This window comes from Phenylobacterium sp. (assembly GCF_016793225.1).
In the GTDB taxonomy this organism is placed as follows: Bacteria; Pseudomonadota; Alphaproteobacteria; order Caulobacterales; family Caulobacteraceae; genus Phenylobacterium.
This window is the reverse complement of sequence record NZ_JAEUMN010000030.1, coordinates 1-21411: the sequence shown is the minus strand read 5'-3', so window position 1 is coordinate 21411 and position 21411 is coordinate 1. Positions and strand designations below refer to the sequence as shown.

General features: G+C 70.9%; 22 protein-coding genes. 16 read left to right on the top strand and 6 right to left on the bottom strand.

Features of this window, described 5'->3' with window-relative positions:
• Together JNK30_RS03440 and tldD are read right to left on the bottom strand one after the other, a co-directional pair.
• The coding region (locus tag JNK30_RS03440; RefSeq protein ID WP_293480205.1) for a TonB-dependent siderophore receptor at positions 1-1871 on the bottom strand (1871 nt) is incomplete at its 3' end.
• Between the two features lie 176 nt (positions 1872-2047).
• Positions 2048-3478 carry a metalloprotease TldD gene (tldD, locus tag JNK30_RS03435; RefSeq protein ID WP_293480204.1) on the bottom strand — a complete coding sequence of 477 codons (1431 nt, stop codon included), beginning with the start codon at positions 3476-3478 and terminating at the stop codon, positions 2048-2050.
• Between the two features lie 306 nt (positions 3479-3784).
• Between tldD and coxB the strand changes: the two genes are divergently transcribed.
• The 12 genes from coxB to JNK30_RS03375 all read left to right on the top strand — a co-directional run bounded on the left by coxB (position 3785) and on the right by JNK30_RS03375 (position 14042).
• Complete coding sequence (coxB, locus tag JNK30_RS03430) at positions 3785-4789, top strand: cytochrome c oxidase subunit II (RefSeq protein WP_293480202.1); 1005 nt, start codon at positions 3785-3787, stop codon at positions 4787-4789.
• A gap of 18 nt (positions 4790-4807) precedes the next feature.
• Positions 4808-6463, top strand: coding sequence for a cytochrome c oxidase subunit I (gene ctaD, locus JNK30_RS03425; RefSeq protein WP_293480200.1), 1656 nt, complete (start codon positions 4808-4810; stop codon positions 6461-6463).
• Positions 6360-6971: a cbb3-type cytochrome c oxidase subunit I gene (locus JNK30_RS03420; RefSeq protein ID WP_367118725.1), complete on the top strand. Its 612-nt coding sequence runs from the start codon at positions 6360-6362 to the stop codon at positions 6969-6971. The genes ctaD and JNK30_RS03420 overlap by 104 nt, the downstream gene beginning before the upstream one ends.
• Positions 6972-7004: 33 nt before the next feature.
• The gene (cyoE, locus tag JNK30_RS03415; protein ID WP_293480198.1) at positions 7005-7973 is read left to right on the top strand and encodes a heme o synthase; all 969 of its coding nucleotides are present in this window, start codon (positions 7005-7007) and stop codon (positions 7971-7973) included.
• Positions 7974-8126 (top strand): hypothetical protein, encoded by a 153-nt coding sequence (locus JNK30_RS03410; protein WP_293480196.1) that lies wholly within the window; start codon positions 7974-7976, stop codon positions 8124-8126.
• The gene (locus JNK30_RS03405) at positions 8104-8709 is read left to right on the top strand and encodes a cytochrome c oxidase assembly protein (RefSeq protein WP_293480194.1); all 606 of its coding nucleotides are present in this window, start codon (positions 8104-8106) and stop codon (positions 8707-8709) included. Before JNK30_RS03410 ends, JNK30_RS03405 begins: the two co-directional genes overlap by 23 nt.
• Before the next feature lie 75 nt (positions 8710-8784).
• Positions 8785-9321, top strand: a complete 537-nt coding sequence (locus tag JNK30_RS03400; RefSeq protein WP_293480193.1) for a hypothetical protein — start codon at positions 8785-8787, stop codon at positions 9319-9321.
• A 114-nt stretch (positions 9322-9435) separates the two neighbouring features.
• Positions 9436-10305: a cytochrome c oxidase subunit 3 gene (locus tag JNK30_RS03395; protein WP_293480191.1), complete on the top strand. Its 870-nt coding sequence runs from the start codon at positions 9436-9438 to the stop codon at positions 10303-10305.
• A 10-nt stretch (positions 10306-10315) separates the two neighbouring features.
• A complete protein-coding gene (locus tag JNK30_RS03390) occupies positions 10316-10675 on the top strand; it encodes a DUF983 domain-containing protein (protein ID WP_293480189.1) in 360 nt (119 codons plus the stop codon).
• The gene (locus JNK30_RS03385; RefSeq protein ID WP_293480187.1) at positions 10665-11387 is read left to right on the top strand and encodes an SURF1 family protein; all 723 of its coding nucleotides are present in this window, start codon (positions 10665-10667) and stop codon (positions 11385-11387) included. Before JNK30_RS03390 ends, JNK30_RS03385 begins: the two co-directional genes overlap by 11 nt.
• Positions 11387-12775, top strand: a complete 1389-nt coding sequence (thrC, locus tag JNK30_RS03380; RefSeq protein ID WP_293480185.1) for a threonine synthase — start codon at positions 11387-11389, stop codon at positions 12773-12775. Before JNK30_RS03385 ends, thrC begins: the two co-directional genes overlap by 1 nt.
• Positions 12776-12779: 4 nt before the next feature.
• On the top strand, positions 12780-14042 hold the full coding sequence (locus tag JNK30_RS03375; RefSeq protein ID WP_293480183.1) for a pitrilysin family protein: 1263 nt from the start codon (positions 12780-12782) through the stop codon (positions 14040-14042).
• A gap of 179 nt (positions 14043-14221) precedes the next feature.
• Here JNK30_RS03375 and JNK30_RS03370 read toward each other — a convergent pair whose 3' ends face one another.
• The 3 genes from JNK30_RS03370 to JNK30_RS03360 are packed head-to-tail and all read right to left on the bottom strand — an operon-like array spanning position 14222 to position 16381.
• Complete coding sequence (locus tag JNK30_RS03370; RefSeq protein WP_293480181.1) at positions 14222-14533, bottom strand: transcriptional regulator; 312 nt, start codon at positions 14531-14533, stop codon at positions 14222-14224.
• 4 nt (positions 14534-14537) lie between these two features.
• Positions 14538-15164 (bottom strand): hypothetical protein, encoded by a 627-nt coding sequence (locus JNK30_RS03365; RefSeq protein ID WP_293480179.1) that lies wholly within the window; start codon positions 15162-15164, stop codon positions 14538-14540.
• Entirely contained in the window at positions 15161-16381 is a 1221-nt protein-coding gene (locus tag JNK30_RS03360; protein WP_293480177.1) for an acyltransferase family protein, read from the bottom strand. The genes JNK30_RS03365 and JNK30_RS03360 overlap by 4 nt, the downstream gene beginning before the upstream one ends.
• A gap of 172 nt (positions 16382-16553) precedes the next feature.
• Here JNK30_RS03360 and JNK30_RS03355 point away from each other — a divergent pair, with 172 nt between their 5' ends.
• Both JNK30_RS03355 and JNK30_RS03350 read left to right on the top strand, forming a co-directional pair.
• The gene (locus JNK30_RS03355; RefSeq protein WP_293480175.1) at positions 16554-17165 is read left to right on the top strand and encodes a GNAT family protein; all 612 of its coding nucleotides are present in this window, start codon (positions 16554-16556) and stop codon (positions 17163-17165) included.
• A gap of 44 nt (positions 17166-17209) precedes the next feature.
• Positions 17210-18868 carry a bifunctional diguanylate cyclase/phosphodiesterase gene (locus tag JNK30_RS03350; protein ID WP_293480173.1) on the top strand — a complete coding sequence of 553 codons (1659 nt, stop codon included), beginning with the start codon at positions 17210-17212 and terminating at the stop codon, positions 18866-18868.
• Positions 18869-18921: 53 nt separating this feature from the next.
• Here the strand turns inward: JNK30_RS03350 and JNK30_RS03345 are convergent, their stop codons facing one another.
• Positions 18922-19485, bottom strand: coding sequence for a YqgE/AlgH family protein (locus tag JNK30_RS03345; RefSeq protein ID WP_293480171.1), 564 nt, complete (start codon positions 19483-19485; stop codon positions 18922-18924).
• A 126-nt stretch (positions 19486-19611) separates the two neighbouring features.
• Between JNK30_RS03345 and JNK30_RS03340 the strand changes: the two genes are divergently transcribed.
• Together JNK30_RS03340 and JNK30_RS03335 are read left to right on the top strand one after the other, a co-directional pair.
• Positions 19612-20094, top strand: a complete 483-nt coding sequence (locus tag JNK30_RS03340) for a peroxiredoxin (protein ID WP_293480170.1) — start codon at positions 19612-19614, stop codon at positions 20092-20094.
• Entirely contained in the window at positions 20094-21065 is a 972-nt protein-coding gene (locus tag JNK30_RS03335) for a S8 family peptidase (protein ID WP_293480168.1), read from the top strand. Before JNK30_RS03340 ends, JNK30_RS03335 begins: the two co-directional genes overlap by 1 nt.
• Positions 21066-21411: the final 346 nt, after the last annotated feature.

The following is a 21411-nucleotide window of genomic DNA, read 5'->3' as shown; positions in this document are numbered from 1 at the left end:
GTGAAGTTCTCCAGCTCGACGCGGATGTTCAGGTCCGGCCGGGGCCGCCACTCGGCGAACGGCTGGACGAAGGTGCGCAGCTTGGTCGTCTGGATCAGGTTGTAGCGATAGGACGTCTCGCGCCACCCGCCGAACGCATTGACCCCCCAGCTCAGGTTCCAGGCGGTGACGTCCTGGGTGAAGTTGAGGTTCCAGTCGATGGGGTGGAGGTTCGAGATCTCGCGCGAGACGAGGGTCGTCGGGTCGGTGACCTTCGTCCATCGGCGGGTCACGTCGCCCTTGAGCGTCGCGCCGCGCAGGCCGATGCGGTCCAGGGGCAGGTTGTATTCGACCGCCAGCTCGTCCTTCGTCCCGTCGCCGATGTTGGCGGGCCGGTCGAAGATTCGGCCATCCGACGCCGTCACCGGGCCCCGGTCGATGGCGTCCTTCAGCTCGAACCGCCGGTAGGTCAGCGTCACCGAGCCCTTGTCCCAGAAGCGCTGCTCGAGGGCGACCTCGCCGACCCAGGCCTGCTCGGGATTGAGGTCCGGGTTGCCGGCCGAGACGCCCGCGTCGCTGTTCAGGCGGGAGTCGGCGACGAAGTCGTCGAAGTTGAGCTGCCCGACCTCGCGTTCGATCCGCGCGCGCACCTGGGTCTGCGGCCGCACGTCCCAAGCGACGGCCAGGCGCGGCTTCAGGTAGCGGAGCGTCTTCTCGAGCTGGACGTCGCCGTCCGACGAGATCGTCGTGTGCTCCCAGCGGAGGCTGGCGTCGATCGCCCAGCCGGGGAGCGGCCGCCAGGCGCTCTTGGCGAAGACTTCCCGGCGGTCTTCCTCGACCTCGACGTTGGCCGCGGGCAGCGGCACGGGGGCGCCGTTGCTGGTGACGCTGGTGCGGCTGTCCAGCTTGTTGATCGCCGTCTCCCCGCCGGCCTCGAACGAGAGCCGGTCGTTCCAGCGGTACTTGCCGACGGCGCGGGCGATGGTCTCGCTCGACTCCCGGTCGAGCTCGAACGTGCTGCTGTCGCCGTCGGAGAAGCTCGCCAGGATCGGGCGCTTCCGATCGGTCCTAAGGCCCACCAGCTCGAGGGTGGTGCGGGGACCGAACGGGCGCGTGAAGTTCGCGCCCACCTCGCTGTCCTCGCGCCGGAAGTAGTCGAGCGACGTCTCGACCAGCGGATTGACGACGCCGACGATGTCGGTCTCCTCGCCCTTGTACTTCTCGCGGAAGTACCGGCCGTTGAGCTTGAGCTTGCCGCCGGCGAGGGGCGTCTCGAAGGCGCCGGTCAGGAAGCCGTTCAGGACGTCGCCCTCGCCCCGGATGCGCACCGGCGTCACCACGCCCGTGCGGCTGATCCGGACGCCCGGGCCGTCGCCGATGCCGTCGTCGTTGCCCTTGCCGGCGAACCCTGCCAGCTCCCAGCGCCGCGGCCCCCAGGACCCGGACGCCTCGACGCGCGTGGCCATCAGCGTCCGGCCGTCCTGCGTATGGTTCTGGGAGAACGCCGTCAGCAGCCGGGCGGCGCCGCCGGGCCGCTTGATCACATTGGCCAGCACGGTCTTGCCCTGCATGTCGATGCCGGGCGCGCCCCCGCGGATGATGTCGATCCGCTCCACGGCGCCGGCGGGCAGACGGCGGAGGATCTGCTCCAGGTCGTCGGTCTTCGAGGCCGGGCGCGCCCCGTCGATCAGAACGTTGCCGGCCGAGCCTTCGTAGCCCCGCACGCCGGACCCGCCGTCGAAGGTGAAGCCGGGCAGGCGATCGACCATCTCCATGGCGTTGCTCGGGGAATAGGCCACGAAGAACGACGCCGGATAGCTGATCACGCCCTGCTGCGATGCAGGCGCGGGCGCAGCGGCGACCGCCGCCTGCGCGAGGACGTGGATAAGCATGGAACTCTCCCTTGGCGGCAAGACGTGCCCCGCGCCGTGGGCCGCAGGCGAGTTAAATGCCTGTAAGGTGGATTAAATGATCGACATGTTCTCCGCAGCGCCAGGACGGCGCGCGACCGCTGCCGGTCGATCGGGCGGCCTGCGGCGGCGAGGCGGGGGCCGGGCGGCGGCGGCGGTCAGACCGCCGTGCCGCCCACGGTCAGGCCGGTGATCTTGAGCGACGGCTGGCCCACGCCCACCGGCACGCTCTGGCCCGACTTGCCGCAGACGCCCACGCCGGGGTCGAAGTCGAAGTCGTCGCCGATCATCGTCACGCGGGTGAGCGCGGACGGCCCGTCGCCGATCAGCGTGGCGCCCTTCACCGGCGCGCCCAACCGGCCGTCCTCGATGAGGTAGGCCTCGGTGCACTGGAAGACGAACTTGCCGTTGGTGATGTCCACCTGGCCGCCGCCGAAGTTGCCGCAGTAGAGCCCCCGCTTCGTGGACGCGATCATCTCCTCGCGGCTGGCGCTGCCGCCCAGCATGGCCGTGTTGGTCATCCGCGGCATCGGCATGTGGGCGTAGGACTGGCGGCGGGCGTTGCCCGTGGCGGCCATGCCCATCAGCCGGGCGCTCATCCGGTCGTGCATGTAGCCCACCAGGACGCCGTCCTCGATCAGGATGGTGCGTTCGGTCGGCGTGCCCTCGTCGTCGACGGTCAGCGAGCCGCGGCGGCCGGGCAGGGTCCCGTCGTCGAAGACCGTGACGCCTGGCGCGGCCACCCGTTCGCCGATCCGCCCGGAGAAGGCCGAGGTGCCCTTGCGGTTGAAGTCGCCCTCCAGGCCGTGGCCCACCGCCTCGTGCAGCAGCACGCCGTTCCAGCCGGGGCCCAGCACCACGTCCATCTCGCCGGCGGGGCAGGGGATGGCGTCCAGGTTGGTCAGCGCCTGGCGGAGGGCCTCGTCCACCTGCGCCTGCCACTTGTCGGCGCTGATCCAGGCCTCGAAGCCCGCGCGGCCGCCCGCGCCCGTGGACCCCTGCTCGCGGCGGCCGTCGCGCTCGACGGTGACCTGCACGTTGATGCGGCAGAGCGGACGCACGTCGCGGATCAGCCGGCCGTCGGCCCGCAGGATCTCCACGGTCCGGCGTTCGCCCGCGATGGAGGCCATGACCTGCACCACCCGGGGGTCGCGGGCCCGGGCCCAGGCGTCGATCTCCTGCAGCAGGGCGACCTTGTCGGAGAAGCCGGGCGAGGCCAGCGGATTGTCCTCGCCGTAGAGGCGGGCGTTGGTCGCGCGCGGCGCCTCGGCCGCGACGCCGGCGTAGCCGCGCTTGGCCAGCCTGGCCGAGTCGGCGGCGCGGCGGATCGCCGCTTCCGAGACCTCCGAGGCGTGGGCGTAGCCGACGGTCTCGCCCGCCACCACGCGAAGGCCGAAGCCCTCGGTGGCGTCGTAGGCGGCCGACTTCAGCCGCCCGTCGTCGAACAGAAACGATTCGCTCTCGGAGTGCTCGACGAACAGTTCGCCGTCGTCGGCGCCCGCCAGGGCGTCGGCGAGGATGTCCTGGGCGCGGGCGGGGTCGACGCCGGCGGCGTCGAGGAGCGAGGCGGCGGGGAGAGGCGCGTTCATGCCCCCGAACATAGGCGCCGCCGGGCGCCGAAGCCAGCGCGGCCGGGCGTCGCGACGGCGCGCCACGGCGCGGAGCCGAGTCGCGGAACGGCCCGTCGCGGGCTCCTCGCCGAACAGGGGTTCGCTCTCCGCGCGCCCTTCCGCGCTGCGAACGCCTTGGCAAGCCCAAGCGATGCGCGTATGGACCCCCGCGAAGGGGCGATCCGGGCGGCGCAAGACGACGCTCGTGCGTCCCCACTTTGGGAGCCGGCGGAGGTTTCCCGCCCGTCCTGGGGGGCGTCGCCGGCTCAAGCAGACCGAGGGGACATGAAGTCGAGCTTTCAGGGATGGCGGGCGCGGGCGGGCGGAGCCCTCGCGGGCCTGTCGACGGCGCTCATGGGCGCGGCGGCCTGGGCCAGCGACCGCTTGGGCGAGCCGACGCCGGGCGGGATCGACCTGCAGCCGGGCGTCAGCCCGCTGCGCCACGAGGCGATCTTCTTCCACAACGTGATCCTGCTGCCGATCATCACGCTGATCACGATCTTCGTCCTGATCCTGCTGGTCATCGTGATGGTGCGCTTCAACAAGCGCGCGAACCCGGTGCCGGCCAAGTTCAGCCACAACACGACGCTCGAGGTGGCCTGGACACTGATCCCGGTCCTGATCCTCGTGTTCATCTCGATCTTCTCGTTCCGGCTTCTGTTCGCCTACAACGACATGCCCAAGCCGGACGTGACGATCAAAGCCGTCGGCTACCAGTGGTATTGGGGCTACGAGTATCCCGACCACAAGATCGGCGAGTACGTCTCCAACATCCTGCCCGAGGATAAGGCCAAGGCGCAGGGCGTGCCCTTCCGCCTGGCGGTGACCGACCCGATCGTGGTGCCGGTCAACAAGGTGGTGCGGGTGCAGGTGACGGGCGCCGACGTGATCCACGCCTTCGCCGTGCCGGCGTTCGGCATCATCACCGACGCCATTCCCGGCCGCCTGAACGAGACGTGGTTCAAGGCCGAGAAGGTCGGCACCTACTACGGCAACTGCCGCGAGCTCTGCGGCGTCGACCACGCCTTCATGCCCATCGCGGTGAAGGTGGTGACGCAGCCCGAGTTCGACGCGTGGGTGGCCAGCAAGGGCGGGACCGTCCCGGGCGCCGCGCCGGCCGCGGCTCCGCCGCCGGCCGCCGCCTCGGTCGCCCCGAACGCCGCCGCCGCCGGAACGCCCGCCGCCGCGACCTCGCCGGTGAACCCGGCCGCGCCGGCTCCCGCGACCCCCGAACCCAAGGCGCCCGCCGCCGCCACGCCTGCGCCCAAGGCGCCGGCCGCCGCGAACTAACTCCAGGACACGCGTAAGATGGCACAAGCCTCAGCCGCTCACGATCATCACGATCACGACCACAAGCCGGGCTTCTTCACCCGCTGGTTCCTGTCCACGAACCACAAGGACATCGGCACGCTGTACATCCTGTTCGCCATCATGGCGGGCCTGGTGGGCGGCGCGCTGTCGGGCCTCATCCGCTGGGAACTGGCCGAGCCGGGCCTGCAGGTGTTCGCGCCGGGCAGCCTGCTGGCGCAGACCGGCCTGATCGAGGCCACGAAGCACGGCTACAACGTGGTCGTCACCGGCCACGCGCTGATCATGATCTTCTTCATGGTCATGCCCGCGATGATCGGCGGGTTCGGGAACTGGTTCGTGCCGCTGATGATCGGCGCGCCCGACATGGCCTTCCCGCGGATGAACAACATCTCGTTCTGGCTGCTGGTCGCCGCCTGGATCCTTCTAGTGGTGTCGATGTTCGTCGACGGCGGGCCCGGTAAGGGCTTCGGCGGCGGCTGGACGCTCTATCCGCCGCTCTCCACGTCGGGCCACACCGGGCCGGCCATGGACTGCGCGATCCTGTCGGTCCACCTCGCGGGCGCCAGCTCGATCCTGGGCGCCATCAACTTCATCACCACGATCTTCAACATGCGCGCGCCGGGCATGACCCTGCACCGGATGCCGCTGTTCGTCTGGTCGATCCTGGTGACCGTGTTCCTGCTGCTGCTCTCGCTGCCCGTGCTGGCCGGCGCGATCACGATGCTGCTCACGGACCGCAACTTCAACACGCACTTCTTCGACGCCGCCGGCGGCGGCGACCCCGTCATGTTCCAGCACCTGTTCTGGTTCTTCGGGCACCCGGAAGTGTACATCCTGATCCTGCCCGGCTTCGGCATGATCAGCCACATCGTCTCCACCTTCAGCCGCAAGCCCGTCTTCGGCTACCTCGCCATGGCCTACGCCATGGTCGCCATCGGCTTCATCGGCTTCGTCGTGTGGGCCCACCACATGTACACGGTCGGCATGGGCATCGAGCTGCGCGCCTACTTCGTGGCGGCCACGATGGTCATCGCGGTGCCCACGGGCGTGAAGGTGTTCTCGTGGATCGCAACGATGTGGGGCGGGTCCATCGACTTCAAGACGCCCATGCTCTGGGCGATCGGCTTCATCTTCCTCTTCACGGTGGGCGGGGTGACGGGCGTGGTGCTGGCCAACGCCGGCATCGACTACAGCCTGCACGACACCTACTACGTCGTGGCGCACTTCCACTACGTGCTCAGCCTGGGCGCGGTCTTCGCGATCTTCGCCGGCTTCTACTACTGGTTCGAGAAGATGTGGGGCGTGAAGTACAACGAGTTCCTCGGCGCGGTGCACTTCTGGATCACCTTCGTCGGCGTGAACCTGATCTTCTTCCCGCAGCACTTCCTCGGCCTGCAGGGCATGCCGCGCCGCTACGTCGACTATCCGGACGCCTTCACGTACTGGAACCAGGTCTCGACGGTGGGCTACATGATCACCGCCGGGGGCGTGGTGGTGTTCCTGCTGGTGCTGGCCGAGGCTGCGATCCGCCGCCGCAAGGCCGAAGCCAATCCGTGGGGCGAAGGCGCCACGACGCTGGAGTGGACGCTGCCGTCGCCGCCGCCGTTCCACCAGTTCAACGAACTGCCGGTGGTCAAGCCGGACGCCCACTAAGGGGCCGATCGCCCTGGCCCGGTTCTGGAGCCCGTCGCTCTGGGGAAGGACATCCTTCCTCTGGGCGGCGGGCTTCGCCGTTCTGGGCGCGGCCACCTGGGCCAGCGGACGGCTGTCCGGACGCCGCTTCCCGGCCGGGGCCGCCCAGGACGGTGACGCGGCGGCGTACTACGTGGCGGCGCACATCCACTATCTGCTGCTGGCGGGCGGCGCCTTCCTGGCCTTCGCTCTCATCTACATGGCCCTCGAACGGGCGCGCCGCGGGCGCCGCCGGCGCCTGCTGGGCGGCCTGCACTTCGCCGCCACCTTCGCCGGCGTGAACGCGATCTTCCTGCCGCAGACCGTGCTGGGGCTGGCGCCCGGCCTCGCGGCGGGCGCCGACGGCCTCGGCGGCTTCTTCCTGTTCAACGGCGTGGCCAGCGCGGGCTACGTCGCCGTGCTCGCCGGACAGCTGTTTTTCGTCGCGGCCCTCTTCGACGCCTTCCGTCGCGAGCCCATATCGGGATAGAGAGGCGCGCCCCGTCGCAAGGTGTAATCCTGAATGGCCATGGCATCGGCCCAGACAAACGTTCGCGCCCCGGCCCGCTGGCAGGACTACCTCCAGCTGCTGAAGCCGCGCGTGATGTCGCTGGTGATCTTCACCGCGCTGACGGGACTGGTGTGCGCGGGCGCGCCGATGAACCCGATCCTCGCGGCCGTGGCGATCCTCTGCATCGCCGTGGGCGCCGGCGCGAGCGCGGCCCTGAACATGTGGTTCGACGCCGACATCGACGCCAAGATGCGCCGCACCCGCGGCCGCCCCGTGCCCGCGGGCAAGGTGCAGGGCGCCGACGCGCTCGGCCTGGGCGTGACCCTGTCGCTGCTGTCGGTGATGATGATGGGCGTGGCCACCAACTGGCTGGCGGCCGGCCTCCTCGCCTTCACCATCCTCTTCTACGCCGTCGTCTACACGATGTGGCTGAAGCGCTGGACGGCCCAGAACATCGTCATCGGCGGGCTGGCGGGCGCGCTGCCGCCGGTGATCGGCTGGGCGGCCGCGACCGGGACGGCGCCGCTGAACGCCTGGCTGCTCTGCGCCATCATCTTCATGTGGACGCCCCCGCACTTCTGGGCGCTGTCGCTCTACACCTCCGAGGACTACGCCAAGGCCGGCGTGCCGATGATGCCGGTCGTCAAGGGCGCGAAGTCGACCCGCGCGCAGATCCTCGCCTACAGCCTGCTGCTGATCCCCGTCTGCGTGGCGCCCGCGTTCACCGGCCTGGGCGGGCCCGTCTACCTGGCGGTCTCGGCGCTGGGCGGCCTGGTCTTCCTGCTCCTGGCCTGGCGGCTGTTCCGCAGCCAGGCCGGCGAGGCGGCCGATCCGCGCAATGACGACGGCCTGTACGACGTCCGGGCCGGCGCGCGCGACGCCCGCAACCTGTTCGCCTTCTCCATCCTCTACCTGGCCCTGCTGTTCGCCACCCTGCTGGGCGAGCACCTGGCCGGCCTGAAGCCGCTGGAGCTCCTCTAGATGAGCGATCCCAACCGCGAGGACGAGGACTTCGCCAAGGCGCGGCGCGGGCGCAACATCGCCATCGCGATCGGCCTCGTGGTCTTCATCGTCCTCGTCTACGTCGTCACCGTTGTCCGCATGGGCGCCAATGTCATCGACCGACCGATCTGATCCCAACGCCCGCAACCGCCGGGTCGCCATCATCTGCGCCTGCGTGTTCTTCGGCATGGTCGGCGCCGCGTTCGGCTCGGTGCCGCTCTACCGGGCGTTCTGCCAGATCACCGGCTTCGACGGCGCCACGCGTCGGGCCGACAAGGCGTCCGACACGGTGCTGCGCAAGACCATCGTCGTGCGCTTCGACGCCAATGTGCGCGACCTGCCGTGGTCGTTCACCGCCGACCAGACCTCGCAGACGGCCAAGATCGGCGAGACCAAGCTCGCCTTCTTCAAGGTCACCAACAACTCGGACAGGCCGATCACGGGGCGGGCCATCTACAACGTCGTGCCGGAGCAGGCCGGGCCCTACTTCCAGAAGCTCCAGTGCTTCTGCTTCACCGACCAGACGATCCCGCCGAAGACCACGGTCGACGTGCCGGTCCTCTACTTCATCGACCCGAAGTACGCCGAGGACATCAACACCAAGGGCAAGCCCGAGGTGACGCTGAGCTACACCTTCTTCCCGTCCACGACCGCCGCGTCGCAGCAGGCCCCGAACCCCGCGGCGAAGAAGCTGACCCCGCCGGCGAAGAGCTGATCCCGCCGCTGCTGCCAAGGTTGGCAGCAGCCGTTCGGCACCCTCCCTCCTGAAGGATCACGAGGAGGGAAACCCATGGACCTGGATCGTCGCCTGATCGTCGGGGCCGCGGCCGCTCTGGTGGCGGCCGCCCCGTCGCGCCCGCAGGCCGGGGAGAAGCCCGCGGCCAGGCCGGGAGACTTCGACTTCCTCGCCGGCGAGTGGAAGATCCGCCAGCGCCGCCTCAAGGGTCCCGGCCAGTGGGACGAGTTCGACGGCGAGGCGACCTGCTGGACGATCCTGGGCGGCGTGGGCAGCGTGGAGGAGCTGCGGATCCCGTCGCGGGATTTCTCGGGTCTGGGGCTGCGCCTGCTGGACGTGAAGCAGCAGGTTTGGGTCGACCATTGGGTCAATGCGAAGAGCGGGGTGCTCGCCCTCCCGGGCATGAGCGGCGTCTTCGTCGATGGCGACGGGGTGTTCACCGCCGACGACGAGGAGGACGGAAAGCCGGTGAAGTACCGCGGTCTCTGGGACCAGATCCGCCCCGGTTCGCACCGCTGGAGCCAGTCGGTGTCGCGCGACGGCGGCCGGACTTGGGACGACAACTGGGTGATGCAGTGGTCCAGGGCGTGACACGGCGTCCTTTCCCCCTTGGCGAACCGTTCAGGCCGGGGCTATAGCGTCCCGCAACTTGGACTGCGCGCGACTCTGTCGCCGCGGGGGAATTTCTGAGGGGCTGAGAGCGCGATGGCCGCTGGCGTGAAGCACGACTACCACCTGGTCAATCCGAGCCCGTGGCCTCTCGTGGGCTCGATGGCGGCCACGGTCATGGCGCTGGGCGGCGTCGCCTGGATGAAGGGCCTGTTCGGGCTGCCGGAAGGCACGTCCTGGCTGTTCTACGCGGGCCTCGCGGGCGTGCTCTTCACCATGGTGGGCTGGTGGGCCGACGTGGTGAAAGAGGCCAACCAGGGCGATCACACCCCGGTGGTCTCGATCGGCCTGCGCTACGGCATGGTGCTGTTCATCGCCTCGGAGGTGATGTTCTTCGTCGCCTGGTTCTGGATCTTCTTCGAGATGGCCCTGTTCCACGGCAACCGGACCATGGCGCCGATCTCCGAGGTGGCCGAGGCCTGGAAGACCTTCCCGCCCGCCGGCGTCGAGACGGTCCCCGCCTTCCAACTGCCGCTCGTGAACACGCTGACGCTGCTGCTGTCCGGCACGACCGTGACCTGGGCCCACCACGCGCTGCAGCAGGGCGACCGCCGCAGCGCCAAGATCGGCCTGGCGCTGACGATCGCGCTGGGGATCCTGTTCACCGCGATCCAGGCCTACGAGTACAGCCACATCTTCGGCCACCACTACTTCTTCGGCGAGGGCAAGGAGAACTCCGGCCTCTACGGCTCGTCCTTCGTCATGGCCACCGGCTTCCACGGCTTCCACGTGCTGGTCGGCACCATCTTCCTCATCGTCTGCCTGATCCGGCTGATGGGGACCGGCTTCTCGCCGAAGCAGCACTTCGGCTTCGAGGCGGCGGCCTGGTACTGGCACTTCGTCGACGTGGTCTGGCTCTTCCTGTTCGCGTTCGTCTACGTGATCTTCGGGGCGTCGGGGCACTAGGCCTGAGGCGTTGAGCAAGCCCAATCCGGTTCTGTCGGGGGTTCGCGGACGCTGCCCCAACTGCGGCGAGGGCTACCTCTTCGACGGCTTCCTCAAGGTGGCGCCGGCGTGCGAGGCCTGCGGCTACGACTTCGCCAAGGCGGACTCGGGCGACGGGCCGGCGGTGTTCGTGATCCTCATCGCCGGCTTCATCGTGGCCTTCGCCGCGGTCTTCACCGAGTTCGCGGTCCATCCCCCCATCTGGGTCCACCTGCTGCTGTGGCTGCCCCTCACCCTGGTGCTGTCACTGGGCCTGATGCGCCCCCTCAAGGGCGCGATGCTGGCCGCGCAGTTCATGAACAAGGCCTCCGAAGCGCGCCATGACGGCTGACGCCCGGCGGGGTTTTCCTGTCGGCCTGACCGTCGCGGTGGCGGTCGCCTTCGCCATCCTCCTGGCGCTGGGAACCTGGCAGGTGCAGCGCCTGCACTGGAAGGAAGCCCTGCTGGCCCGCGTGGCCGCGCTGCAGGCCGCTCCCGCCCAGCCCGTGGGCGCCGTGCTGGATGCGGCCGCGCGGGGGGCCGAGGCGGACTTCACGCGCGTCACCGCGACCTGCCCCGGCCTGGCGTCCGCGCCCTTCCTCGAGCTCTACGGGCTGAGGGAAGGGCAGGCGGGCGTGCGGCTGGTGTCGGCCTGCCGCGTGGACAGCGTCGCCTATCGCAGCGTGCTGGTGGATCGCGGTTTCGTTGCCGACACCGTGTCGGCCCGACCGCCCGTGGACGCCGCGAACACGGCGCCGGTGACCGTGGTCGGCGTGCTGCGCCGGCCGGATCCGGCCAACCTCTTCTCGCCGGCCAACACGCCTCGCCAGTGGTACGTGCGCGACCTGCCGGCCATGGCCGCGGCCCTGAACGCGCCCCAGCCCGCGCCCGTAACGCTGATGGCCGAGACCTCCACCAATCCCGACTGGAAGGCCCTGACGCCCGCGCCCATCCCGGCCGAGATCGCCAATCGGCATCTGGAGTACGCGGTCACCTGGTACGGCCTTGCCGGGGTGCTGCTCGCCGTCTATGCCGCCCTGCTCGCAAAACGGCGGAAGAGCTGATGCGCTACGTTTCCACCCGCGGACAGTCACCGGCCGTGGGCTTCACCGACGCCGTCCTCGGCGGGCTCGCGCCCGACGGCGGGCTCTATGTCCCCGAGACCTGGCCCACCTTCACCAAGGCCGAGCTGGCGGCGTTCGCCGGCCGGCCCTACGCCGAGGTCGCCGCGGCCGTGCTGGGCCGCTTCGCCGGGGACGAGGTCGAACCCGCCGAACTGCTGCGGATGTGCGAGGAGGCCTACGGGACGTTCAGCCACAAGGCCGTGACGCCGATGACCCAGATCGGCCCGCAGACCTTCATCCTCGAGCTGTTCCACGGTCCCAGTCTGGCCTTCAAGGACGTGGCCATGCAGATCCTGGCCCGGCTCTACGACCACTTCCTGGGCCAACAGCGGCGCAGCCAGACCATCCTCTGCGCCACCTCGGGCGACACCGGCGGCGCCGCCGTCGAGGCGTTCCGCGGCGCGCGCAATGTCCGCGTCGTGGCGATGTTCCCGGAAGGCCGCATCAGCGAGGTCCAGCGGCGGTTCATGACCACCGCGCCCGAGGCCAACATCGCCTGCCTGTCGGTGCAGGGGACGTTCGATGACTGCCAGGCGATCCTGAAGGACGCGTTCCAGGACAAGGCGCTGCGGCAGGCCGTGGACCTGGCGGCGGTCAACTCGATCAACTTCGCCCGGATCGCCGCCCAGGCGGTCTACTACTTCACGAGCGCGGCGGCCCTGGGCGCCCCGGACCGTCCGATCAACTTCGTCGTGCCCTCGGGCAACTTCGGCGACGCCTTCGCCGGCTTCGTCGCCATGAAGATGGGACTGCCCATCAAGCGGATCGTCGTGGCCACCAACGCCAACGACATCCTGGCGCGCGCGTTCGCCACCGGGCGCTACGCCCGCGGCGCGGTGCAGGCGACCATCTCGCCCGCCATGGACATCCAGTCGGCCTCGAACTTCGAGCGGCTCTACTTCGAATGCGTCCAGCGCGACGCCGTCGAGACGACCCGCGCCTTCGAGGCCTTCGCCAGGACCGGCGCCATCGACATCCCGCCCGCGGCGCTGGCCGCCATGCAGCAGGTCTTCACCGGCGTGGCGATCGGCGACGACGAGGCCTTCAAGACCATCGTCTCAACGCTGAACGAGACCGGCGAACTCATCGACCCGCACACGGCCGTGGCCGTGGCGGCGCTGAGCCACGCGCCGCTCGAGGGCCCGACGGTGGTGCTCTCGACCGCCCACCCGGCCAAGTTCGCGGAAGACGTGCTGAAGGCGTCGGGCGCGGCGCCGGCCCTGCCGCGCGGCGCCTCGAGCCTCGCGGACCGGCCCGAGCGGTTCGACCGGCTGCCCGCCGATCCGGACACCATCAAGGCGTACGTCCGCGCCTTCGCCGAAAGCTGAGCGCTTGCCGCCCAGGGTCCACACCCTCTCCAACGGTGTCCGTGTCGTCTGCGATCCGCTGCCCGGCTGGCAGACGGTGGCGCTGTCCGTCGTGGCGGGCCGCGGCGCGCGGTTCGAGGACGAGGCCCGGTCGGGCTGGTCGCACCTCCTGGAGCACATGGTGTTCAAGGGCGCCGGCGGCCGCTCGGCGAAGGACATCGTCGAGGTGATCGAGGCCGAGGGCGGCCACATCAACGCCTCCACCGGCTACGAGCGCACCAGCTTCCAGGTCCGCGCCCTGGCCCACGGCCTGGACCTGGGCTCGGCCGTGATCGCCGACCTGGTCCAGCGGCCCGCCATGGACGCCGGCGACCTCGCCCGTGAGAAGCAGGTGGTGGGCCAGGAGATCGCCGAGGCGGCCGACACGCCGGACGATCTCGTCTTCGAACTGGCCCAGGCCGCGGCCTTCGACGGCCAGCCGCTGGGCCGGTCGATCCTGGGGACGACCGGCTCCATCAAGGGCGCCACGCCGGAGACGCTCGGCGGCTGGCGCGCCGCGCTCTACGCGCCGGACAGGCTCGTGATCAGCGCGGCCGGCGCCGTCGACGAGGACGACCTCCTGCGGCTCGCCGAGCGCGACTTCGGCGCGGCCGGCGCCGCGGGCCTGCCGCCGCCCGCCGCAGGCGCCTTCGTGGGCGGCGTGCGCACCGTGGCCAAGCCGCTGGAGCAGGCGAACGTCGTCCTGCTGCTGCCGGCGGTGGGGGTGATGGACCCCGACTACTTCGCCCTGCGCCTGCTCGCCGAGATCCTCGGCGGCGGCATGGCCTCGAGGCTGTTCCAGGAGGCGCGGGAGAAGCGCGGGCTGGCCTACGCCATCGACGCCTACAGCGAGACCTACGCCGATGTGGGCGTCCTGGGCGTCTTCGCCGGGTGCGACGCGCGCGACGCGGCCGAGCTCGCCGAGGTCACGGTGGGCGAGCTGCGCGGCATGCTCGAGCCCGTGGGCGCCGCCGAGCTCGCGCGCGCCAAGGCGCAGCTCAAGGGCGGCATGTTCATGGGGCGCGAGTCGGCGCTCGCCCGCGCAGAGCACGCCGCGGGCCAGGTGCTGCTGTTCGGCCGCGCCCTGGACCCGGAGGCCGTGGCGGCCGAGGTCGACGCCGTGACGGCCGATCAGCTGGCGGACCTGACGCGGAAGATCCTGGCGCCCGGCAAGGCCGCCGTGGCGATCCTGGGTCCCAAGGCCGCCCTGGGCGCGGCCGAGACCTTCCAGGCCTCGCTTTCCCGCTAGGTTCAGGAGATTCGACAGCTTCCGGCCGTCCCGGCGAATGCCGGGACCCAGATCCACGTGCGGGATCGTGATGGGAAGGGCTCCGAACCCACGGAACCCCATCTGAGCTATTCCATCTGGATCCCGGCCTTCGCCGGGATGACCGGGTACTGGGTCCGGACCCCAGGCCGCCGGCGAGCTCAGGCGGCGGGCGGCTGGCCGATCAGGCGCCCCAGGGCGTCCAGGTACTGGGCGAAGGCGGCGCGTCCCTCGGCGGTGAGGCGCACCTGGGTGCGCGGCTTGCGGCCGAGAAAGCCCTTCTCGATGGTGACGTAGCCGGCGTCCTCCAGCTTGCGCAGCTGGACCGACAGGTTGCCCTGGGTGACCTCGAGCACCGCCTTCAGCTCGTTGAAGTCGGCCACCTCGGCGTTGGCCAGATAGGCCATGACCCCCAGCCGCAGGCGGCCGTGGATGACATCGTCGATCTTGCCGATGTCGAAGCGCGGCGCCATCGGCTCAGCCGATCCTCGCATTGCGCATCATGATCCAGCCCGGGGCGAGCATGAACACGAGGAAGCCGACGCCGGCCGCCCCGATGAACAGCGGGAAGTTCTGGTAGGCGACCCCGACGGCCATGGCTGCGGCCGTCACGAACCAACCCAGGGCGACGACGCCGAACCAGGCGCGCCGCCGCAGGGCGTAGATCACCAGCCAGGCCGTCCCCTGCAGCACCATGACGGTGCAGGGATAGATCAGCCAGACGGTGAGGCTGGCTTCGCGCCACGCCACCACGCCCACCACGAAGACCAGCACCAGGTTCGCGATGCCGATGGCGCCCAGCACCGCGCCGATCGCCTTGGCCGTCGCGCCGGCGAGGGGTTTGCGCGTCGCGCGGTCGGCCGCGATGATCCAGGCGAGCAGGACCAGGAACACGACGGTGGGCCCGAGCCCGATCAGCAGGGCGGGCAGGCCGCTCTCCGCGATCCAGCCCAAGGCCTGCGCCGCATGCAGGATCATCTGCAGGCCGTAGCAGAGGCCGGCGGTGAAGTAGGCCTGGCCGAACGAGCGCTGGAATGCGCCGGGCGTCTCGACCAGCGCCCGCATGTAGGCGAGGTCGTCCCGGGCGGTGTCGGCGGGGCTCATCGGGCGGTCTCCAGCAGGCCGGTGGACTTCGGCGCGCGCCAGGGGACCCGCCGGCCGTTCAGCCAGGCGCCCAGGACCGTGTGGCGCACGAGCAGTTCGTAGCTGGCGAACATCACCGCGAACCCGACCCCGAGGACGACGCCGAACTTCGCCAGCGCCGGCCAGTCGTGGCGCGACAGCCAGGCCTGGAGGACGATCACGATCGGCAGGTGGATCACGTAGATCCAATAGGACGAGTCGGCGATGTAGCGCCGCACGGGGCTGTGGTCCGACAGGAACCGCAGGGCCAGGCCGATCACGGCGAAGGTCCAGGTCCAGATCGCCACGGCATAGGCGGCGGCCTGCAGCGCCTTCTCCAGACCCGGCGGTTCCGGCGCCGTCACCGGCGTCAGGCCCAGGCGGGCGAGCAGCGCCGCCGACAGGACCAGGGCGATCGAGAGGTTCAGCGGCCAGCGGGCCTGCAGTCCGGAGAGAAGCGACGGCTGCCGGTGCAGCAGCCAGCCCAGGCCGAAGGCGAGGCCGAACTGCGTCGCGGCGACCGCGTTGGGGATCAGGCTCTGGTCCGGCGTCGGCACGCCGAAGAACGCCAGCCAGCCTGGCTGGAGGTAGAAGAGGGCCGCCGCCGGTGCGGCCAGGAGAGCCGGCGCGACAGGGCTCGCGATCACCGCCGCGACGACGCGGTCGAGCGCGCGCCGCAGCCGCCCCGCCGCGTCCAGCCTGGCGACCACGCTCCGCGCCAGCAGGACCGCGGCGTAGAGGATCAGCAGCACGTACAGGAACCACAGGTGCGTCAACGGGAAGGCCAGCGCCGGCGGCGGCCCCGCCGACGGCGCCGGCGGCGCCTCGGTGGGGAAGGTCCCGGTGGCCACGTAGACCCCGTAGCCTATGCCGATCACGATCCCTGCGATGACCAGCGGCCAGAACACGACCAGGGGCAGGGCGATCCGCTTGAGACGGTCGACGATGAACCCCTTCGCGCCGCGCCGATGGAAGGTCATGTGCGCGAAGAAACCGGCGATCAGGAAGAAGGTGGTCATCCGGAAGATGTGGGCCACGAAGAACAGGGCCGAGAGCGCGGGCGAGGCCTGGTTGTCCTCCACCACCCACACCTGCGGGCCCGGCAGGAAGGACATGGTCGCGTGGAAGACCACGCCCAGCATGAGGGCGTAGCCGCGAACCGCGTCCAGGCCGTGCAGACGTTCCGTGCCGGTGGTCATCGCCGTCCTCCCAGAAGGCGCCGGGCGCGGACCGCCGCGCCCGGCGAGTGTGAACGATGGGGCTTGGGAGCCATCGTGAGGTCAGGGGTACATCAACTAGTCTATATCGTAAACTAGTTTGTCGAGAGCTGGACACTCTTGACCCGCGGGCAAATTGCGCGACCCTCCCGCCATGGCCCTGCTGGACTGGATCGCGCCGGAAAGCGGCCTTCGCGTCGAGGGCGAGGGGGTCTGGCTGCGGCCGCCCCGGGCCGCCGACTATGCCGAATGGCGCGAGCTGCGCGCCGTCAGCCGGGCCTTCCTGCAGCCGTGGGAGCCCACCTGGCCGGCCGACGATCTCTCGCGCGCCGCGTTCCGACGCCGGCTGCTGGCGTACGCCCGCGACCGCGAGGCGGGCGTCGCCTATCCCTTCTTCGTCTTCCGCGCCTCGGACGACGCCCTGACGGGCGGCATCACGCTCTCCAATGTCCGCCGCGGCGTCGCCCAGATGGGCTCGGTGGGCTATTGGTGCGGCCGCCCCTTCACCCGCCAGGGCATGACCCTGAGCGCCGTGAAGGCCCTCTGCGAGTTCGCCTTCCGCACCCTGGCGCTCCACCGGCTCGAGGCCGCCTGTATCCCGGAGAACACGCCCTCGCGCACGCTGCTGCAGAAGGCGGGCTTCTCGGAGGAGGGTTTCGCTCAGGCTTATCTTAAAATTAACGGCGTCTGGCGAGACCATGTGCTGTTCGGCCGCCTCACCCCCTACCGGGGCCACGAGGGGCCGGACGACGGGGTGTCGGTCTAGCCGGCCGGCGCCTGGGACACGGACAGGCGCAACTCTAGGACCGAATGGCCAACGACCGCTGGATGTGGGACGCCACGGCCACCCTCGAGGCCCTGGGCGCGGCTGAGGTCGCGCTCTGGGTCTGGGAGCCGGAGAAGGATCGCGTGCGGCTGATGGGCGCCACCCGCGCCCTCGGCCTCGGCCCCCTTGCGCCCGACTGCTCCTCGGCCGCCCTGCGCGCGCTCGCCCTGCCCCAGGACCGCGCCCTCGCCGACGACGTGCTGCGCGTCCAGCCGCCCGGGACCGAGGTGGCCGTGCGGCTGCGCATGCGCGGCGGGTCGCCGTGCATCTGGCGCGGCGTCTGGCTGGAGGAGGGCGTCCGCGCGGCGGGCGTCGTCGCCGCCGAGGTCCGCTTCGCCGCCTCCGGGATCGACCACCTGACCGGTCTCTGCGACCGCAAGAGCTTCATCACCCTGGCCCGCGAGCGTCTGGCGACGCCCGGCCAGCACGAGCTGATCGTCGCCGACCTCGACCGCCTGCGCCGCCTGAACGAGGCCCTGGGCCACGAGCGCGCCGACTTGGTGCTGGCCGCGCTGGGCTCGCGGCTGGCCGCCGCCTTTCCGCCCGGCGCGGTGCTCGCCCGCATCGGCGAGGACGAGTTCGCCGCCTTCGCGCCCGTGGGCGTCTCGCCGGGCGCCGAGAGCCTGCGCCGCGCCCTGGAGCAGCCGCTGCGCGTGGCGGGCTTCGACATCCACCCGACCCTGTCCATCGGGGCGGTCGAGGCCACGGGCGGCGAAGACGCCCCCGACGCCGCCGAGCTCCTGCGCCGCGCCGAGCTGGCCGTCGAGGCCGCCAAGTCCAACGGCCGCGGCGGCGCCGCCGCCTACGGCCGCGGCCTGGAGACCGACGGGCTGTCGCGCCTGGCGCTCGAGGGCGACCTCAAGGGCGCCATGCGCCGGGGCGAGCTGACGCCGTTCTACCAGCCCATCGTGCGGCTCTCGACGGGCGCCCTTTCCGGCTTCGAGGCCCTGGTGCGCTGGCGCCACCCCCGGCGCGGCCTCCTGATGCCCGAGCAGTTCCTGCCGCTGCTCGACGAGATGGGGCTGATGCCCGAGCTGGGCGCCATGATGATGCGCGAGGCCGCGCGGCAGCTCGCCGTCTGGCGCAAGCGCCACCGCGCGGCGGGCGAACTGACCGTGGCCGTGAACCTCTCGACCGGCGAGATCGATCGCGCCGACCTCGTCGCCGACGTGGCCGCGATCCGGGCCGAGACCGGCCTCCCGCCCGGCGCGCTGAAGCTGGAGGTCACCGAGGGCGACGTCATGCGCGACCCGGACCGCGCCGCCGTGATCCTGAGCGAGCTCCGCGCCGCCGGCGCCGCCCTGGCCCTGGACGACTTCGGCACCGGCTTCTCGTCGCTGAGCTACCTGACGCGGCTGCCGTTCGACACCCTGAAGATCGACCGCTACTTCGTGCGCACCATGGCCACCAACGAAGGTTCGGCGAAGATCGTCTCGTCGGTGGTGAAGCTGGGGCAGGACCTGGCCATGGAGGTGGTGGCCGAGGGCGTCGAGAACGCCGGCATGGCCCGGCATCTGCTGAGCCTCGGCTGCGACTACGGCCAGGGCTTCGGCTACGCCCCCGCGCTCAGCGCCCAGGAAGCCGAGGTCTACCTCAACGAAAGCTACGTCGACGGCGCCGCCCCGGTGAAGGCCCGCGGCTGACCCGGGCCGCCCGGAGACGCTTCCCTGGGTGAGTTCGCGAGGCGGGAGGGGCCCTACGCCCGCCCGGCCTCCGCCGACAGGAACTTGGGATCGACGCCCAGCTTCTCGAGCGCCCGGGCCCACTTGGTCTCGTGGTCCTCGCCGAACACCAGCGTCTCGTCGGCCTCGACGGTCAGCCAGACGTTGTGCCGGATCTCGTTCTCCAGCTGCCCGGCGCCCCAGCCCGCGTAGCCCAGCGCCAGGATCGCCCTGCGCGGGTGGCGGTTGTGGCTCGCCATGGCCTCCAGCACCTCGCGCGTGGTGGTGAGGGCGAGGCCGCCGTCCACGCCCAGGCTGTACTGGGCGCGGTAGTCGTCGGTGTGCAGCACGAAGCCGCGCTCGACCTCCACCGGTCCGCCCATCAGCACCGGGTCGTCGTCCATCTGCGCGGTGACCTCGATCTCCAGCCGCTCCAGCAGCTCGGGCACCGTCAGCCCCTCCACCGGGCGATTCACGGCGATGCCCATGGCGTGATCGGAATCGTGGGCGCAGACCAGGATCAGCGCGCGCTCGAAGCGCGGGTCGCCGATGCCCGGCATCGCGATCAGCAGCTGGCCCGACAGGAACGCGCTTTCCATTCCCCGCAAGATTCGGCCGGAACGTGGCGACTTCAAGGGTGCATCGTCGGCATCTGCGAAATGCGGCTTACGATCCGTCGACTTTCCCGGTTATCTGCGGCTCCGATCCCTTCGAAGGAGACCCCTATGACGATCAAGGTTGGCGACAAGCTGCCGAACGTGACCCTGACCCAGGCGACCGCCGAGGGGCCGAAGCCGGTGCAGACCGACGAATTCTTCAAGGGCCGCACCGTGGCCCTGTTCGCCGTGCCCGGCGCGTTCACGCCCACCTGTTCGGCCAAGCACCTGCCCGGCTTCAAGCAGCTCGCGCCCGACCTGAAGGCCAAGGGCGTGGACGAGATCGCCTGCCTGTCCGTGAACGACGCTTTCGTGATGCGCGCCTGGGGCGAGGACCAGGCCGTGGGCGAGGACATCGTCATGCTGGGCGACGGCAACGGCGCCTTCACCGACGCCGTGGGCCTCGGCATGGACGGCTCCAAGTTCGGCATGGGCAAGCGCTCCCAGCGCTACTCCATGATCGTGAAGGACGGCGTGGTGAAGGAGCTCAACGTCGAGCAGGGCGGCGAATTCCGCGTCTCGGCGGCCGACTACCTGCTGGCGCAGCTCTGATGCGGGCGCGGGGCCTCGCGCTGCTGGCGGCGCTGCTGACGGCGTTCGCGCCCGCGGCGGCCGGCGCGCGCGGGCCCCGCGTCAACTCCGACGAGTACAGGAAGAGCTGGGGCCTCGAAGCCATCGGCGCCCGGGCGGCCTACGAGGCCGGCCTCACCGGCAAGGGCGTGACCGTGGCGCTGGTGGACTGCGGCCTGGCCGACGCGCAGCGCGACCTGATGCGCAACGTCTCCCGCCGCTCGCGCGACGTGGTCGAGGGCCGCGCCACGCCGGTGACCGACCGCCACGCCGCCTATGTGGCCGGACCGCTGGCCTCGGCGCTGGACGGGCGCGGGATGGTGGGCGTGGCCTACAACGCCACCGTGCTGCAGATCCGCGCCGACGTGGACGGCGGCGGCCTGGACGGCGCCTGCGCGTTCCGGCCCAGCGACCTGGCCCGCGCGCTGGACTACGCCGCCGAGCAGCGGGCGCGCATCGTCGTCCTGCCGCTGCAGCACGGAAAGCCGCTGGGCGGGCGCTTCGAGGCGGCGCTGGAGCGCCTGGTCGGGTCCGGCGCAGTCGTGGTCATCGCCGCCGGCAACCGCAACGGCCCGGACCCCAGCTGGCCGGCGCGCTACGCGATCGATCCGCGCTTCCAGGGCGCGATCGTGGTCGCCGGCGCCTCCAGCTACTACGGCATGATCACCAGCTGGTCGAACCGTGCGGGCCTGGTGAAGCCCTGGTTCATCGCCGCCCCCGGCGAGTGGGTGCTCACGGACTGCCGAGGCAAGTGCAAGCTGGTGTCGGGGACCTCGTTCTCCACGTCCTATGTGGCGGGCGCCCTCGCCCTGATGATGGAGGCCTGGCCGCAGACGAGCGGCCGCGACCTGATCGCCCGGCTTCTGGACACCGCCCGCGACGAGGGACCGGCGGGCGTCGACGAGGTCTATGGGCGCGGCCTGCTGGACGTGGCCCGCGCCTTCGGCGGCTGAACGCGGGGGGCTCCGCCAGGTCGTGTACTCATAAGCTGGGAGCAGGTGGAAGCCCCTGAGGCGGACTCCCTGAACGTCCGAAAGAGGTGGTTTTCGGACGTTGAAACGGCTTGCCGCCACTCCTGATGTTCCCATATTGTTCCGCCCCTCCTCTCCCAGGCGCGGCAGCGCCGTGGGAGAGGCCGGGAGAGGGCGGCGCTGAGCCGCGCGCGCCGCGCCGCCGTTGGACCAGGAGGCGACGCCTGTGGGCAAGGTCATGTCCGTCACCGCCAAGCTGCGGCGTGATCGGGCCCGCCGGCTCCGACGCGAGCAGACCGAAGCCGAGGCCCGCCTCTGGGAGGTCCTG